The following is a 15,987-nucleotide window of genomic DNA, read 5'->3' on the forward strand; positions in this document are numbered from 1 at the left end:
TGAGAATTGGATGGCCGGGCTAGCTCGCCTGCGCCGTCCCCAGCCGCGCACCCTGGCTGGCCACCCGCGCCAGCAGCCGCGCCGCGTTGCCGCCTTCCACCGCGCGCAGTTCCTCCGCGCTGAAGCCCACATCCCGCAGCCCGGCAAACGTGGCCTGCGTGCCGGTTTCCGGGACAAACGGAAAATCGGTACCCAGGACGATGTTGGCCGGCGTGACCAGCTTGCGCAGCGCCGCCATCGAGATCGGGTTCGCGGCAATCGCGGTGTCGTAGTACAGCCGCTTGAGCAGCGGCATCACGCCCTCTGGCACCTGGCGGGCCAGCGTCTTGTCCAGCGAGCCCAGGATCGCCATGCGCGTGGCCAGGTAGGGCACCGTGCCGCCGGCGTGCGAGAAGATGAAGCGGATGTCCGGGCAGCGGCTGAACACGCCAGAGAACATCAGGCTGGACACGGCGCGCGTGGTGTCATGCGGGAACTCGATCAGCGAATCGGGCTGCTCCGGCAGCAGGCCGCGATGGCACTGGCACGACGTGGGATGCACGTAGACCACGGCCTTGCGGCGGTTCAGTTCCGCAAAGACCGGCGCGAAATCGGCGTGGCCCAGGTACTTGTCGCCATAGTTGGTCATCAGGCCGATGCCGTCGGCCTTCAGCACGTCGAACGCATGGGTGATCTCGGCCATGGCCGCGCGCACGTCGGGCAACGGCAGCGCGCTGAACGTGCCGAAGCGCGACGGGTGGTCGCTGACCATCTGCGCGGCGAACTCGTTGCAGGCGCGCGTAAGCTGGCTCGTCCTGGCCATGTCAGGCATCCACAGCGGCGGCGCCGAGACCACGGCGGTGGTGATGCCCTGCCGGTCCATCAGGCCCAGCGAATCGGCCACCTTCCACTGCGGCGCCACGCGGTTCGGGGCCGGCGCGCCGATGGCGTCCTCGCCCATGGTCTGGCGGAAGACCGGCGGCAGGATGTGATGGTGGACGTCGATACGCTGCACGCCCGCCATGCCGTCCTGCGGCTGCGGCTGCGCACGCGCGGGTACGGCCTGGCTGGCCAGCAGGCCGCCCAGCATCGCGCCGATCCGGCGGCGCATCGGGCTGGCCGGACGGCCGGCCTGACAGGGGTCCACGACTTCATTCTTGGTTTGCATAGGCGTCATCAAAGTGAGGTGGGACAGCCGGTGTGCCGTGGCGCCGGGCAACAGGCCGCCCTGCCCGCGCGGCGGCGGACATGGCGGGCCGACCTGGTGGCGACGGCGCTGGGTACTGGGGTGCTGCGGGGCTACTCCCGCGGGGGGTGGGTCAGGCGGGTTCGGCCACCACGCGGTTCTCGATGTGGCCGATGCCGTCGATCTCGGCGCGCATGACGTCGCCCACCTTCAGGTAGGACGGCGGGTCCATCGCCACGCCCACGCCGGACGGCGTGCCGGTGGCCAGCAGGTCGCCTGGCTCCAGCGTGAATGCCTTCGACAGATGCACCACCTGGCCGTAGATGTCGTGGATCATCGCGCCGGTCACGTCGTCCTGGCGCAGTTCGCCGTTGACCCACATCCGCAGGCGCAGCGCGTGGGGGTCGCCCAGTTCGTCTGGGGTGACGATCCACGGGCCGATCGGGCCGCAGGTGTCGAACGACTTGCCGATGGTCATCGTCTGCGACGCCAGCTGCCAGTCGCGCACGGACACGTCGTTGCAGACCATGTAGCCGGCGATGACCGACGGGGCGTCCTCGCGGCTCACATGCCGGCAGCGGGTGCCGATGACCGCGCACAGTTCCACCTCGTAGTCGAGCTGCGCCGAGACCACCGGCATGTGTACGTCGCCGAACGGGTCGTTGATGCACGACACCTGCTTGTTGAACCAGACCTGCACGGGCGGCGTATGGACGCCAACCTTGGCCGCCTCCGCCACGTGCTTGCGGTAGTTCATGCCGATGGCCAGGTATTTCGACGGCTTGGGCACCGGCGCCAGCAGCGTCACCGCCGACAGCGGCGCGGTAAAGCCGCCGCGCACGGCGCGGGCGCGGTCCAGCGCGGCAGGGCCGGCTTCGAGCAGTTCCTGCATGGTGTCGGGCAGGGCCGGATCGTTGCGCGGCAGGTCGATCACGAGGTCGCCCTCGACCTTGCCGATGGACGTATTGCCGTTGTGGAGATAGGTAACGAGCTTCATGGTGTGGCGATGCGTTGAGTCAGGGATGGGAAAGCGTGGAGAGCGGGCACTAGGCCACCGTCGCGCGCGAGGCGTCGTCCTGGCCGGCCGGGCGCGGCGTGCCCTGCACCGGGAACGGGTACTGGCGTGGCAGGCGCAGCAGCATCAGCGCCGCGCAGGCCAGCACCGCGACAAAGGCGAGCAGCGCCGGACGGTAGGACCCGGCCAGGTCGTAGGTGGCCCCCATCACAAACGGCCCCAGGCCGGTGCCGACCGTGAAGGCCGCGAACAGGCAGCCGTAGATCTGGCCGAACGCGCGCAGGCCGAAGTAGCGGCTCTGCAGGTAGGCGATCAGGTCCACCTCGGCGCCCATGCCGATGCCCACCAGCACCGCGCCCACCGTGGTCAGCGCCACGTCGCTGCTGCCCAGCAGCGTCAGCACGCCCAGCGCCGGCAGCAGCACGAACGCGATGGCGACATGGGGGCCGAAGAAGCGGTCCAGCAGATAGCCGCACAGCAGGCGGCCGACGATCAGCGACGCGCCAATGCCCGAGAACACCGTCACGGCCTGGCTGGACGGGATGCCCCGATCGGTCAGCAGCGGCACCAGATGGACGATGGTGCCGTTGGCGACGATCGGGATGCACAGAAAGACCACCGCCATGACCCAGAAGTCCTTGTGGCGCAGCGCATCGCGCGCGGCCAGCCCCGGCAGTTGCCGCACCCGCGCCGCCACGTTGCCTGCGTCGACGGACACGTCGCGGACCAGCAGCGCCACGGCGGGAAACGCGATGCAGAACACCGTCACACCCACCGCGACAAAGGCCCCGCGCCAGCCGAAGTGGTCCAGGTAGGACTGCGTCAGGCGCGGCACCAGCGCCGCGCCCAGGCCCACGCCGGTCATGGCGATGCCCATGGCCAGGCCGCGCTGGCGGTCGAAGGCCGCCGCAATCGCCTTGGCGTACGGCAGCGGCGCCTGGCCGGCGCTGAACAAACCCATCAGCGCGAACATCGCCAGGAACGCGGCCGGCACCGGCGGCGCCAGCGACATGGCCGCGATGGCCAGCGAAAACAGCGTAATGGCCGCGAGCGTGACCGGCTTGATGCCGCGGGCGTCAATCAGCTTGCCGGCCACCGGCGTGGCGATGGCCGCGAAGATCGAGCCCAGCATCACGGCGGCGGACAGCACGCTGCGGTTCCAGCCGAACTCGGCCATGATCGGCTTCATCAGCACCGAGGCCGAGAACTGCAGCACGGTGACGTTGCCGACGATCAGCCCGAGGACCGAGCCGATGACGATCCACCAGTGGCCGCGAAACAGTTGCGTGGGACGGTTGGGGGCGTGCACGTTTGTCTCCAGATTGTCTTGTCTTATGGTGTATGGCGGCGGGCCGCGCCGCTAGGTCTGCAGCACGGGCTCGCGCGCCATGAACTTGCCGGCGTGGAACAGCAGCGGCGTCTGCGCGCCGTAGCCGAACCGTTCCACCTGTCCCAGCATCATCACGTGGTCGCCGAACGGCACCACCGTGGTGGTGCGGCATTCGAAGCACGCCAGCGCGCCGTCCAGCAGCGGCACGTCGCCCAGGCCGGGGCGCACCCCATCGCCCAGGATGGCGAACTTGTCAGGCGACGGCCGCGCGAAATGCGACGCCAGGTGCTGCTGCTCGGCCGTCAGCACGTGCACGGCGAAGTACTCGGACTCCGAGAACGCCTGCAGGCTCGGCGCGCGGTCGCTCAGGTACCACGCCACCAGCGGCGGGTCCAGCGACACGGAGCAGAACGAGTTGATCGTCAGCGCCGCGCGCTGGCCGTCGGCGGTGCGCGTGGTCACCACGCAGACGCCGGTGGCGAATCGTCCCAGCGCGTTGCGCAGGTCCCGGCTGTCGATGGGCGGGGTGATGATGTCGGCGCTCATGGGCGGGCCTCCTCGGTAGCGGGCACGGCATTGGCGCCGGCGCCGGTAAAGCAGCGCGGGTCGCGGGTCGAGCCCCAGTAATCCAGTGACAGCGGCGACGGCTCGATGCGGCGCGGCGCGCGCGGAAAGGTCTCCGGGAACGCTTCCATGCCGAAGCTGTATTCCATCGTCAGGCCGTCCGGGTCCAGGAAGTACAGGAAGACGCTGTCCGACGCCGGATGCCGGCCCGGCCCGAACACCACGTCGGAGCCGGCCGCCTTCAGCCGCGTGAGCGCCCGGCCGATGTCGTCGATCTCGGTCACCATGTAGTTGACGTGGTGCAGGCAGCGCCGCTCGAAGCGGGCGATGCCGATGCCATGGTGATACGGGTTGGGCCAGCAGCGCATGAACGTGATGACATCGCCCACAGAATCCGATTCGCGGAAGTTCAGCACGTCGCGCCAGAACGCCACGGCGCGGGCCGCATCGGGCGTGTTGAAGACCACGTGGCCCAGGCGCTGGATGCGCGTCACCGTGGGCGCGAACGGCCGGGCCGAGTCCGGCGCCGGCACGTAGAACTCCAGCATGGCACCCACCAGCGGCTCGAACACGCGGATGGCGCGCGCCTGCGCCCGCGCGGCACAGGTGTCGGCCGGCACGTGCTCCACCGGCAGGCCGGCCGCGTCCAGGCGCTCCAGCAGCGGCGCGAACTGCGCGGCGTCCTGCAGCATGAAGCCCGCGCAGCGCAGCCCGGCCGCCTTGCCGGGATACAGCACAAGGCTGTGGTGATCGTGGTCGCAGCGCAGCCGGATCTCGCCTTCGCTGCCGGTATCCACGTACTGCAGGCCCACCACGTCCTCGTAGAAGCGGCGCGAGCGCTGGGGATCGGTCACGTTGAGCTCGATGCGGCCCAGTTTCTGGTGTCGGATCATGGCGCGCCCCTTCAGTACTGCCCGCGCGGCGGCAGGCCCATCCGCATCTGCCCGTACATGCTCGATACGGCATGCCAGTTGACGCTGATATGGTGCGCCACCGCGTTGATGTCGCGCCATGCGCGCTGCACGGCGTTGTCCAGCTGGATGCCGGTGCCGCCCACCACGTCGTACAGCTCGTTGATCGCTTCCACGCAGAGCTGCACGGCATAGGCGTGGCCGCGCCGCAGCGTGATGCGCTGGGCGGCACTGAGCTTGGTGCCGACGGCAACGAGGTCCGTGGCCAGTTGCAGGTCGCGTTGCAGGATCAGTTGCGCCGCGTCCACGGCCGCTTCGCCGCGCGCCACGGCGGCCTGCACGTGGCCGAACTGGGCAATCGACTGCCCGCCGCCCGCAAACGCCCCGCGCGTGGCCCGCGCGGCGACGCTGTCGACGAATGCATCGAGCGCGCCGCGCAGCGCCGCCACCGCCGGGTTGGCCAGCAGCGGCGGGAAGCCGCTCAGGAACGGCAACCGGTAGATCGCCGACGCGTGCAGGGCGGCGCCGGGGCCCTCCTGCTCCAGCACGTCGGCAAAGGCCACGGTGCGGTGTTCCGGCACGAAGACCGGTTCTTCGATGGCGATGTCCTTGCTGCCCGTGCCGGCCAGCCCCACCGTATGCCACGTATCGACGATCTGGTACGGGCCCTTGGGCACCAGCAGGAACAGCGGCCGCGGCGGCTGGCCCTCGCCCTGCGCCACCATCGCGCCGAGCGACATCCACTGGGCGTTGTCGCAGTTGCTGCCAAAGCTCCAGCGGCCTTGCAGGCGGAAGCCGCCGGCCACCGCTTCGGCCTTGCCGGTGGGGGCGATGCACGATGCGATCAGCGCGTCGGGCGATGCGCCCCACACGTCCTGCTGCGCTTCGCCCGGGAACATGCCCAGCACCCACGACGCTGCGGCGCTCAGGCCGTAGCACCATCCGGTGGAGGCGCAGCCCTGGCCCAGTTCGAACGCCAGGCGGCGCAGCACGTCGAGCCCGAGTTCGTGGCCGCCGAAGCGCCTGGGCTGCACCGCCCGGTACAGGCCCGCGGCAATCAGTTGATCGGTCACCTCGGCCGACACGCGGCGGTCGAGTTCGGTCTGGCGGGCGCGCTCCGCGATGATCGGGCGAAGCCTGGCGACGGCCTCCATCAGCTTGGCCTGCACGGCGGTGTCGGCAATCGCTGCCGGTGCCGGTGCCGTGGGGCGATCCAGTACGTCTTGGGGTGTGGCCATCGAACGAGTCTCCTAAATTGTTGCAAAAGCAACCTATCCGTGCTCGAATTAAAGCGCATGACAGTTGCTTTTGCAACCGTTAGAAGCACACTTCCCTATCAGGAGATACCCCAATGAACCCCCTGCCCGCCCGCTGCGGATGCATCGACGTCCACACCCACGTCATCCCGGCCGAGTTTCCGCGCTACATCGGCCAGCGCGCCAACGTGCCGTGGCCGTCGATGCGCGACGCGCAGCCTTGCCACCGGCACGTCGTGATTTCCGGCGAGATCTATCGCACGGTGCCGCATCACGCCTGGGACACCGCCGCGCGGCTGGCCGACATGGACGCCACCGACGTCGCCCATCAGGTGCTGTCCCCGATGCCGGAACTACTGTCGTACTGGATGGATGGCGAGGATGCGGGCGTGCTGTCGCGCTACCTCAACGAGACGCTGGCCGGCATGGTGGCGCGCGCGCCCGACCGGTTCAGCGCGCTGGGTGCGGCGCCGCTGCAGGACATGGACCGCGCCATCGCGGAGCTCGACCATGCGGTGGGCACGCTGGGACTGGCGGGCATCGAGGTGGGCAGCAACGTGATGGGCGTGCCGATTGGCGATCCGCGCTTCTGGCCGTTCTTTGAAGCGGCGCAGGCGTGCAACGCGGCGATCTTCGTGCATCCGCTGCGCCCGGCCGGCATGGACCGGCTGGTGGGCCCGCCCGCGCTGGAGCAGATCGTCGCGTTCCCCGGCGAGATCGGGCTGGCGGCGGCGTCGCTGATCACGGGCGGGCTGCTGGCGCGCTTTCCGAAGCTGCGGATCGCGCTGAGCCATGGCGGCGGCTCCATCCAGGCGCTGGTGCCGCGCATGCAGTTCGCGTGGGAAAAACAGCGCGCCTTGCGCGACGCCATGGCCACGGCCCCGGTCGACGCCGCGCGCGCGCTGTACTACGACGACCTGCTCTACAGCCCGCAGGCCATCCGCGCGCTGGTGGAACTGGTGGGCGAGACACGCGTGATGATCGGCACCGACTACCCGTTCGCCATCATGGACGCCGACCCGGCGGCGCGAATCGCGTCGCTGGGCCTGCCGGACCCCGTGGTGCAGCAACTGCGCTGGAAAAACGCGGCGGCGTGGCTGGGGCGCATCTAGCCCGCCGCCCCGGAGGCACCGGGCGCGGTGCCTCAGTGGTGATGCGGGATGAAGTCCTGCGTGATCTGCTTGTACTCCAGGAAGTCCTCGACCGACGCCAGGCCGCCCAGGCGGCCCAGCCCGCTCGACTTGAAACCGCCCTCTTCCATCTCCACGGCCAGATTGGCCCAGCTATTGATCGACACCAGGCCGGCCTGCAGGCGCCGCGCCACACGGATCGGCCGGTCCACGTCGCGGCTCCACACGCACGCGCTGAGCCCGTAGTCGCTGTCGTTGGCCAGCGCGATGGCTTTCGCCTCGGTATCGAACACCTGCAGCGTCTGCACCGGGCCGAACGTTTCCTCGCGGGCGATCGGCAGGCTTTGGTCGGCAATTTCCAGCAGCGTCGGCCGATAGAACGCGCCGCCCGCCAGCGCGGGGTCCTGCGCCGGGCCGCCGCGCACGATGGGCCGGGCGCCGGCCGCGATGGCCGCTTCCACCAAGCCATTCACGCGCGCCACGGCCGCCTTGTCGATCAGCGGCCCCATCTGGCTCGTCGCCTCGCGGGCCGGGCCCACGCGCACTGCCTCCAGCCGCTGCGCCAGGCCGGCGCGCACGGCATCGGCGATGCCACGCTGCACGAGAATCCGGCTGCCGGTCATGCAGAACTGGCCGGCGAACACCGTGGACGACTTCTCCAGCACCGGCAGCACGGCGGCCAGATCGGCATCGTCGAAGATCAGGTGCGGCGTCTTGCCGCCGAGTTCCAGCCCCACGCGCTTGAGCCGGTCGGCGGCCGCGCGCGCAATGGCGCGGCCGGTGGCGGTGCTGCCGGTAAAGCTGACGACCGGCACCTGCGGCGAATCCACCAGCAGGCGCGCCCCGTCGGCGCCCGACTCGGTCACGATATTGACCACGCCCTTCGGCAGCTCCGGCACGCTGGCGACGATGTTGGCCAGCAGCGCCGCGGTCTGCGCGGCCTGGTGCGGCATCTTGACCACCGCCGTGCAGCCGGCGGCCAGTGCCGGCGCCAACGCGCGGATGCAGAGATAGGCCGGGGAATTCCACGGAATGATGAGCCCGGCCACGCCCACCGGCTCACGGATGGACATGCTCTGCTGGCCCGGCCGGCTTTCCACCACGCGCCCGAAGTTGTGCATCGCCAGCCCGGCCACAAAGCGCAGCGCGCGCGGAATCAGCGACGCCTCGAAGGTGGCTTCCGCGCGCAGCTTGCCGTTCTCCGCGCACAGCATGTCCACCACCTCCTGCTGCCGGCGGGCGAACGCATCGGCCAGATGCCCCAGCGCCGTGGCCCGCAGGTAGGCGTCATCGCGCCAGTGGCCCGCCGCAAACGTCTCCGCCGCCGCGTCGATCGCCAACTGCATCGTGGCCGCCGTCGCATCGTGGAAATACCCGATCACCTGCCCGGTGGCCGGGTCGATGCTCTCCTTGCACTGCCCCTCCGCCAGCCATTCGCCACGGATCCAATGCATTGCCTCTGCCTTCGTGCTCATGTCGCCTCCTGTTGTCGGTGAATTCTGGTTGTGGATACAACCAATACAACTGCGGCGCATTGAAGCATATATCGGTTGCTTTTACAACCTAATAGCGGGCGAGGAAGGGGACGGCGGCGGACGGCTCGTCACCGCTTCCGGCGCGCTGGCGCTTTGGCCCCGCCGCCCGTGCTGGCGCCCGCCTTCCGCCCCGCACTGACCTCCGCGAACATCCGCATCTGGCGCAGCAGGGTTTCCAGCAAGGTGTCGGCGGCCACGCCGAGCGGGCGGCCCGTGCGCACCAGCACGCGCGCCTTGGCTGCCTCGAACAGCGGATGGGCGATGGGCAGCGTCACCAGCTCGCCCGACTGCAGTTCGCGGTAGGCGGCGAAGGCACCGATCATCGTGATGCCGTCGTGGCGCTTGACGAAGTGCCGCAGCACCGACAGCGAGTTGGTGGTCAGCGTCGGGCGGATCTGCACGTTCTCCGTATAGGCCAGCATCTGCACGACCTGGCCGAGTCCGAACGCGGGCGGCATCATTGCCAGCGGGTAATCGGCCAGCTCGCTGATCGCCACCGGGCCGCCGCGCCGCGCCAGCGGATGCCCGGCGCGCACCAGCAGCACCACGGGCTGGGGCGACGTGGCCACCCACGTAATGTCGGCGTGCGACGGCGGGTTGTAGGCCAGGCCGATATGCGCGCGGCTTTCCGCCACCTCCTGCAGCACGTTGTTGACGGGCAGGATGTCGACGGTGATGTCCAGGCGTGGATAGCGCGCGCAGAAGTCGGTCAGCACCTCGTCCATCAGGCCATCGACGTAGCCCTCGCTCGTGGCGATGCGTACCTGCCCGTGCTGCAGACCGCGCAGTGCCTGCATGCGGTCCTCGAACCGTTCCTGCTGGGCGCGGCAGCCGCGCCAGTACTCCAGCAGGTGCAGCGCCGCCTCGGTGGGCTGCACGCCGCGCGCGTGGCGGTCGAACAGCGGCGCACCCACCTCTTCCTCCAGCAGCCGGATCTGGCGCGTGATGACCGACGGCGACGTGTTGATGCTGTCCGCCGCGCCGCGGATCGACCCGTGCGTCAGCACTTCATGGAAATAGCGCAGCCGGCGCTGGTTCAGTTCGCGCATGTTGCTCCCATGTTCGCGTGTTGCCCAAAGGGCAACGATAACCGACTTCGGTTGCTCTTGCTCTGTCCCGCCATCTGCCCGACGATTGCCCCACACCAAGAAAAAAAGCACAACGACATTCCATTCCCACCACGGACTGCCAACGGGAGAGAGAGACATGTCCGCACCCCTGCCCCACCGCGCGGCGGCGCCCGCGCCGTTCACCGACGCTGCCCGCCAGGCGCTGTATCGCAAGCTGAACTGGCGCCTGCTGCCCTTCCTGCTGATCTGCTACACCTTCGCCTACCTGGACCGCGTCAACATCGGCTTTGCCAAGCTGCAGATGCAGAGCGACCTGGGCCTGTCCGACGCCGTCTACGGCCTGGGCGCCGGCATTTTCTTCCTGGGCTACGTGCTGTTCGAAATCCCGAGCAACCTGCTGCTGCCGCGCATCGGCGCGCGCAAGACCATCAGCCGCATTCTGGTGCTGTGGGGGCTGACGTCGGCCGGGATGATGTTCGTGCGCGACGAAACCACGTTCTACGTGATGCGGTTCCTGCTGGGTGTGTTCGAAGCGGGCTTTGCGCCGGGCATGATCTTCTACCTGACGTACTGGTACGGGCAGGCGCGCATGGCCCGCGTCATGGCCGTGGTGATGCTGGCCGGCCCCATCGGCGGCATCTTCGGCTCGCCGCTTTCCACCTGGCTGATGACCGGCCTGGCCGGCGCGCACGGGCTGGCCGGCTGGCAGTGGATGTTCCTGGTCGAAGGGCTGCCCTGCGTCGTGCTGGGCGGGCTGGCGCTGCGCATGCTGGCCGACCGCCCCGAGGACGCCCGCTGGCTCAACGACGACGAGAAGCGGCTGCTCGCAGCGGAGCTGCGCACCACGGGCACCGCCCACCACTCGTTCGCGGAGGTGGCGCGCGACCGGCGCGTCTATGGCCTGGCGTTCGCGTACTTCACGATGATCTGCGGCATCTACGCGGTGAGCTTCTGGCTGCCGTCGATCCTCAAGGCCGATGGCGTGACCGACACGATGCAGATCGGCCTCTACTCGATGATCCCGTACATCGCCGCCGCCATCGCCATGGTGGTGATCGGCCGGCGCTCGGACCGGCGCGGCGAGCGGCGCCTGCACAGCGCCGTGCCAGCCCTCATCGGCGCCGCCGCGCTGGCGCTGGCCACGATGTCGAGCGGCAACCTGGCGCTGTCGCTGCTGTGCATGACGGTGGCGACGGCGATGATGTGGACGGCCTACACGGTGTTCTGGGCCATCCCGTCGCAATACCTCAAGGGCGAGGCCGCGGCCGGCGGCATCGCGCTGATCAACACCATCGGGCTGATCGGCGGCTTTCTGAGCCCGACCATCATCGGCGCGGTGCGCACCGCAACGGGCAGCATGCAGGCCGGCCTGCTCGTGATGGTGGCGCTGCTGGTGGCCGGGGCAATCCTGCTGCTGGCCAACCGCATCCCCGCGCCCGAAGGCAGCGTTGCTGCCGCCTGACCTTTTCTACCGACACCCCATGGAGCAAGACTTGGCAACACGGATCCTGATCGCCGGGTTTCAGCACGAGACCAACACGTTCGCGCCGTCCAAGGCCGGCTATGCGAACTTCGAGCGCGGCGAGGGCTTCCCGGCGATGGCGCGCGGCGAAGACGTACTGAAGCTGGCCGACGTCAACATCCCGGCCGGCGGATTCATCCAGGCGGCCCGCCGCCATGACTGGACGCTGCTGCCCGTGATCTGGGCCGGTGCCAGCCCGTCTGCGCACGTCACCGAGGACGCCTACGAGCGCATTGCCGGCGAGATCGTCGCGGCCGCGCGCGCGGGCGGCTTCGATGCCATCTACCTGGACCTGCACGGCGCCATGGTCGCCGAGCACACCGACGATGGCGAAGGCACGCTGCTGGCGCGCCTGCGCGACGTCGTGGGCCCGGCGGTGCCGATCGTGGCGTCGCTGGACCTGCACGCCAACGTCACGCGCGCCATGCTGGACGCGGCGGACGCGCTGGTCGCGTATCGCACCTACCCCCACGTGGACATGGACCAGACCGGCGCGCGCGCGGCGGAACTGCTGCATCGGCTGCTGAACGGCCAGACGCGCTGGCACCGCGCCGCGCGCCGCCTGCCCTTCCTGATTCCGATCAACGGCATGTGCACGATGCTGGAGCCCGCGTGCGGCATGTACGCCGAGATCGACGCGCGCGAGCGCGATGGCGTGGTGTCGCTATCCTTCGCGCCGGGCTTTCCGGCGGCCGATTTTCCCGAATGCGGGCCGGTGATCTGGGGCTATGGCGAAACCGCCGAGGCGGCCGAGGCCGCCGTCCAGGCGCTGCATGACCGGATGCTGGCCGAGGAAGCCGCTTGGCAGGTGCCGTTCCTCTCGCCCGACGAGGCCGTGCTGCAGGCCATGGCGCTGGCCAAGGGCGCGACAAAGCCAGTAGTCATCGCCGACACGCAGGACAACCCGGGCGCCGGCGGCGATTCGAACACCACGGGCATGCTGCGCGCGCTGCTGCGCCACGGCGCGCAGGGCGCGGCCATCGGCCTGATCTGGGACCCGGCCGTGGCCGCCACAGCGCATGCGGCGGGCGTGGGCGCGGTCATCGACGTTGCACTGGGCGGGGTCTCGGGCGTGCCGGGCGACGCACCGCTGCAGGCCAGCTTCGAGGTGCTGGGCCTGTCCGACGGTGTCTGCCGCTTTGGCGGGCCGATGATGCACGGCATGCTGGCCGACGTCGGCCCGGTGGCGCTGCTGGGCATTGGCGGCGTCAAGGTCGTGGTCAGCGGTGGCAAGGCGCAGATGCTGGATCGCAACCTGTACCGCGTTGCCGGCGTGGAGCCCGAGGCGATGAAGATCCTCGTCAACAAAAGTTCGGTGCATTTCCGCGCGGATTTCCAGGGCATCGCGCAGGCGGTGCTGGTGGCCAAGGCGCCCGGCCCGATGACGGCCGACCCGGCGGACCTGCCGTGGACGCGGCTGGCGCCGGGCATTCGCCTGAAGCCGATGGGCCAGCCGTTCGTGCCACAGCAGGCGTAACCCGGGCAGTCAGGGCTCTCCGGCCAGCGCCTGCAGCGGCACCGACGCATCGGCGAAGCGCGCCGGATCGATCTGCTGGCGCCCTTCGACGAACGCCTTGGCCACCCGCATCGGCATGGCAATCTCCCTGACCGCCCCGAGCGCGCTGACGCCGACCGTCGTGCCGCCATCGTCGGTGGACAGGTAGAGCCTGCTGTCGCCGATGGCCCGTTCGACGTGGCGCGTGCCCAGGGCCGGCAGCCCCGACACCTGCAGCGTCAGGTCGAACTGGTTCGACCAGAACCATGGCACGTGGCCATAGCGCACCGGCTGCCCGACCATGCTGCGCGCCACGGCATCGGCCTGCTCTTCCGCGCTCTTCCAGCTTTCCAGGCGCAGCGGCTGGTGGAACAGGTCGCAGAAATAGCGCGTGACGTCGCCGCAGGCGTAGATGTCGGGGGCCGAAGTCTGCAGCTGCGCATCCACCACGATGCCGTTGTCGACCGTCAGGCCCGCCGCCTCGGCGATGGCCGTGTTGGGCCGCACGCCGATGCCGTAGACGATGACGTCGCACGCAATGCGGGTGCCGTCGGCCAGCACCACCGTTTCGGCGCGCGCCTGGCCCTCGATTGCGGCCACGCGCGCGCCGAAGCGAATCTGGACGCCCTTCTGCCGGTGAAACGCGATCAGCGCGTCAGACACCGGCGCCGGCAGGCTGCGTCCCAACGCGTGCGGCGCCGCTTCCAGCAGTTCGACCTGGCAGCCTTTCTCTACCGCCGCAGCGGCCACCTCCAGCCCGATGAAACCCGCACCGATCACGACCACCCGGTTGCCGGCCTGCAGCGACGCCGCGATGCGCGCGGCCTGCTCCGGCGTGCGCAGCCCTTCCACGCCGGGCAGGTCGGCGCCCGGTATCGGCAGCGCGATCAGGTCGGCACCCGTCGCAATCAGCAGCTTCTGGTAACCCAGGGTGTCGCCACCATCGAGCGTGACCGTCCGGGCGGACGGGTCGATGCGCTGCACCGTCCGCCCCAACCGCAGGTCGATACCGTTCTGCTCGTACCAGTCCATCGGAAAGAACGCGCAGGCGTCGTGAGACTTCTTGCCCAGCAGCACGGCCTTAGATAGCGGCGGCCGGTCGCAGGGCACGCGGCCCTCCTTGCCGACCATGGTGATGCCGCCGGTCCAGCCGTGCTTGCGCAGCGCCTGCACCGCCTTGCATCCGCTGTGGCCCGCGCCCATGACAATGATGCGATCAGAACTCATGCTTCCCCTGGAGTTGGCTTGCCATACACGGCCCCTGGCGCGCAATGGCCTACCGGGGGTCCTCGGTGATCACGTCGAGCATCGCCTGGCCCATTGCAACGTCGCCCTGGGCTTTCAGCGCCTCGCCGGCACTGCGCTTGTCGCGCAGCTCGCGGTTCTGGCTCAGCTTGAACTTGCCAACGATTTTCTCGATTTCGATCTCGATACCGACGATCGCCTTGAGCATCGTCTCGATATAGTCTACCGGGGAGTCGCCCATTTTCCACGGCTTCGGCTGGGACGACTCGTGCGTGCGCGTCAGCCTGGCCACCACGCCGCGGACGTAGCGCTCGTCGTCGCGGATCGTGATCTTGCCGTGCGCGTGGACCACGCGGTAGTTCCAGGTGGGCACCTGCTTCTTGAACTCGTGCTTGCTCGGGTACCAGTTCGGCGTGATGTAGGCGTCCTCGGCGCGGAACACGACCAGCACGTCGTCGCCATTGCGGACGTCGGTCCACACCGGGTTGTTGCGCGCCACATGCCCGTGCAGCACGCCCTGCTTGCCGGGCGGCAGTTCGAGTTCGAAGGGAATATGGTTGGCGTCGAGTCCGCTGGCGCCGTTCGTCACCAGGGCGGCAAACGGGTGTTCGCGCATCAGGCGATGCAGGGCGTCGATGTCGGGGACTGCGAAATGGGCCGGTACGTACATGGTGGGTTCTGGCTTGGGGGGTCGATGTGGGCGAATATTGCTGGCGCAATGGGCCAGCTTGAAGAGCCATTTTCGAATGTTTTCACTAGACCAGTATTCGGCCGTCAGCGGCCATGTGACGAAAACCCCGCCTTGAACGCGGCGCGCAGGTAGTCGACAAACACCTGGCTCACCCGGGACGCATGGGCGCTGTAGGGCCGGATCGCGTACAGCCATTCGCCGAACGCGCCGGTCGACTGCCAGTCGGGCAGCACCTCGACGAGCTGGCGCTTTTCCAGCGCGCTTTGCGCGCTGAAGTCCGGCAGCAGGGCGATGCCCAGGCCGGCGATGGCCGCATCGCGCAGCGCCTCGCTGTTGTTGACGCCCAGCGGCCCGCTGACCGCCACCGTGATTGGATCCACGCGGCGCTGATGTCCGCCCTTCGCCGGGACAAAGGTCCACGTCACCGCCCCGTGCGCGCGCGGGTAGTGCAGACACTGGTGGTCAGCCAGCCCGGCCGGCGACGCCGGCGTGCCGTGGGTCTTCAGGTACTTGCCGCTGGCCACCAGCACCGTGCGGGTCTGCGACAGCATCCACGCCACATGGGTCTCCGGCGGCGCGGCCGTGTGGCGGATGGCCATGTCGAACCCTTCCTGCGCCAGCGCGCGCAGCCGGTCTGACATGTCGAGTTCCAGCCGGATGTCGGGGTACGTGGCCAGGAAGCCGGGCAACAGCGGCACCAGTTGCTGGCGGGCGAAGGCCACCGGCGCCGTGACCCGCAGGATGCCCCGGGGCGTCTCGGCCAGCTCGCGCACGTTGGCAAACCCGTTGGCGATCTGTTCGAACGCCCCGCGCGTCGATTCGACAAGCTGGCGCCCGGCGTCCGTGAGCGCCGCGCTGCGCGTGGTGCGCTGCACCAGCATGATGCCGGCCGAGCGTTCCAGTTCGGCGATGCGCTGGCTCATCGACGCCTTGCTGACGCCCAGCCGGTCCGCAGCCTTGCTGAAGCTCCCCTGCTGGTCCAGCACCGCCAGCCAGTGCAAGTGCTCCCACAACCGCTCCACGCTGTCCTTGCCCGCCTTCGCCATGGCCACCCCCAT

General features: G+C 69.4%; 14 protein-coding genes. 3 read left to right on the top strand and 11 right to left on the bottom strand.

The genetic code is table 11. The annotated features are described in order from the left end of the window. Positions 1–19: 19 nt before the first annotated feature. The 6 genes from EPAKOI_RS22110 to EPAKOI_RS22135 form a co-directional block, all read right to left on the bottom strand. On the bottom strand, positions 20–1,147 hold the full coding sequence (locus tag EPAKOI_RS22110) for an amidohydrolase family protein (RefSeq protein WP_423193682.1): 1,128 nt from the start codon (positions 1,145–1,147) through the stop codon (positions 20–22). 151 nt (positions 1,148–1,298) lie between these two features. Continuing rightward, a complete protein-coding gene (locus tag EPAKOI_RS22115; protein ID WP_423193683.1) occupies positions 1,299–2,162 on the bottom strand; it encodes a fumarylacetoacetate hydrolase family protein in 864 nt (287 codons plus the stop codon). 49 nt (positions 2,163–2,211) lie between these two features. Further along, positions 2,212–3,489 (bottom strand): MFS transporter, encoded by a 1,278-nt coding sequence (locus tag EPAKOI_RS22120; RefSeq protein WP_423193684.1) that lies wholly within the window; start codon positions 3,487–3,489, stop codon positions 2,212–2,214. Positions 3,490–3,540: 51 nt separating this feature from the next. Continuing rightward, positions 3,541–4,056 carry a flavin reductase family protein gene (locus tag EPAKOI_RS22125; protein ID WP_423193685.1) on the bottom strand — a complete coding sequence of 172 codons (516 nt, stop codon included), beginning with the start codon at positions 4,054–4,056 and terminating at the stop codon, positions 3,541–3,543. Continuing rightward, positions 4,053–4,967, bottom strand: coding sequence for a VOC family protein (locus EPAKOI_RS22130; RefSeq protein WP_313838431.1), 915 nt, complete (start codon positions 4,965–4,967; stop codon positions 4,053–4,055). The genes EPAKOI_RS22125 and EPAKOI_RS22130 overlap by 4 nt, the downstream gene beginning before the upstream one ends. A gap of 11 nt (positions 4,968–4,978) precedes the next feature. Next, positions 4,979–6,223 (bottom strand): acyl-CoA dehydrogenase, encoded by a 1,245-nt coding sequence (locus EPAKOI_RS22135; RefSeq protein ID WP_423193686.1) that lies wholly within the window; start codon positions 6,221–6,223, stop codon positions 4,979–4,981. A gap of 113 nt (positions 6,224–6,336) precedes the next feature. On the opposite strand from EPAKOI_RS22135, the gene EPAKOI_RS22140 reads away from it, so the two are divergent. Further along, the gene (locus EPAKOI_RS22140; protein WP_423193687.1) at positions 6,337–7,353 is read left to right on the top strand and encodes an amidohydrolase family protein; all 1,017 of its coding nucleotides are present in this window, start codon (positions 6,337–6,339) and stop codon (positions 7,351–7,353) included. A 32-nt stretch (positions 7,354–7,385) separates the two neighbouring features. Here the strand turns inward: EPAKOI_RS22140 and EPAKOI_RS22145 are convergent, their stop codons facing one another. Then, complete coding sequence (locus EPAKOI_RS22145) at positions 7,386–8,846, bottom strand: aldehyde dehydrogenase family protein (protein ID WP_423193688.1); 1,461 nt, start codon at positions 8,844–8,846, stop codon at positions 7,386–7,388. Positions 8,847–8,974: 128 nt separating this feature from the next. Next, positions 8,975–9,955 carry a LysR family transcriptional regulator gene (locus EPAKOI_RS22150; RefSeq protein WP_423193689.1) on the bottom strand — a complete coding sequence of 327 codons (981 nt, stop codon included), beginning with the start codon at positions 9,953–9,955 and terminating at the stop codon, positions 8,975–8,977. Positions 9,956–10,112: 157 nt separating this feature from the next. Here EPAKOI_RS22150 and EPAKOI_RS22155 point away from each other — a divergent pair, with 157 nt between their 5' ends. Together EPAKOI_RS22155 and EPAKOI_RS22160 are read left to right on the top strand one after the other, a co-directional pair. Continuing rightward, positions 10,113–11,438, top strand: coding sequence for an MFS transporter (locus EPAKOI_RS22155; protein ID WP_423193690.1), 1,326 nt, complete (start codon positions 10,113–10,115; stop codon positions 11,436–11,438). Between the two features lie 31 nt (positions 11,439–11,469). Then, positions 11,470–12,975 carry a M81 family metallopeptidase gene (locus EPAKOI_RS22160; RefSeq protein ID WP_423193691.1) on the top strand — a complete coding sequence of 502 codons (1,506 nt, stop codon included), beginning with the start codon at positions 11,470–11,472 and terminating at the stop codon, positions 12,973–12,975. Positions 12,976–12,984: 9 nt separating this feature from the next. Here the strand turns inward: EPAKOI_RS22160 and EPAKOI_RS22165 are convergent, their stop codons facing one another. From EPAKOI_RS22165 to EPAKOI_RS22175, 3 genes are all read right to left on the bottom strand, one after another. Next, on the bottom strand, positions 12,985–14,220 hold the full coding sequence (locus tag EPAKOI_RS22165; protein ID WP_423193692.1) for an NAD(P)/FAD-dependent oxidoreductase: 1,236 nt from the start codon (positions 14,218–14,220) through the stop codon (positions 12,985–12,987). A 49-nt stretch (positions 14,221–14,269) separates the two neighbouring features. Then, positions 14,270–14,908 (bottom strand): FMN-binding negative transcriptional regulator, encoded by a 639-nt coding sequence (locus EPAKOI_RS22170; protein ID WP_423193693.1) that lies wholly within the window; start codon positions 14,906–14,908, stop codon positions 14,270–14,272. A 104-nt stretch (positions 14,909–15,012) separates the two neighbouring features. Then, positions 15,013–15,975, bottom strand: a complete 963-nt coding sequence (locus tag EPAKOI_RS22175; protein ID WP_423193694.1) for a LysR family transcriptional regulator — start codon at positions 15,973–15,975, stop codon at positions 15,013–15,015. Positions 15,976–15,987: the final 12 nt, after the last annotated feature.

Origin of the sequence: Cupriavidus sp. H18C2, from assembly GCF_049393795.1 — a bacterium.
GTDB classification, from domain to species: Bacteria; Pseudomonadota; Gammaproteobacteria; order Burkholderiales; family Burkholderiaceae; genus Cupriavidus; species Cupriavidus pauculus_C.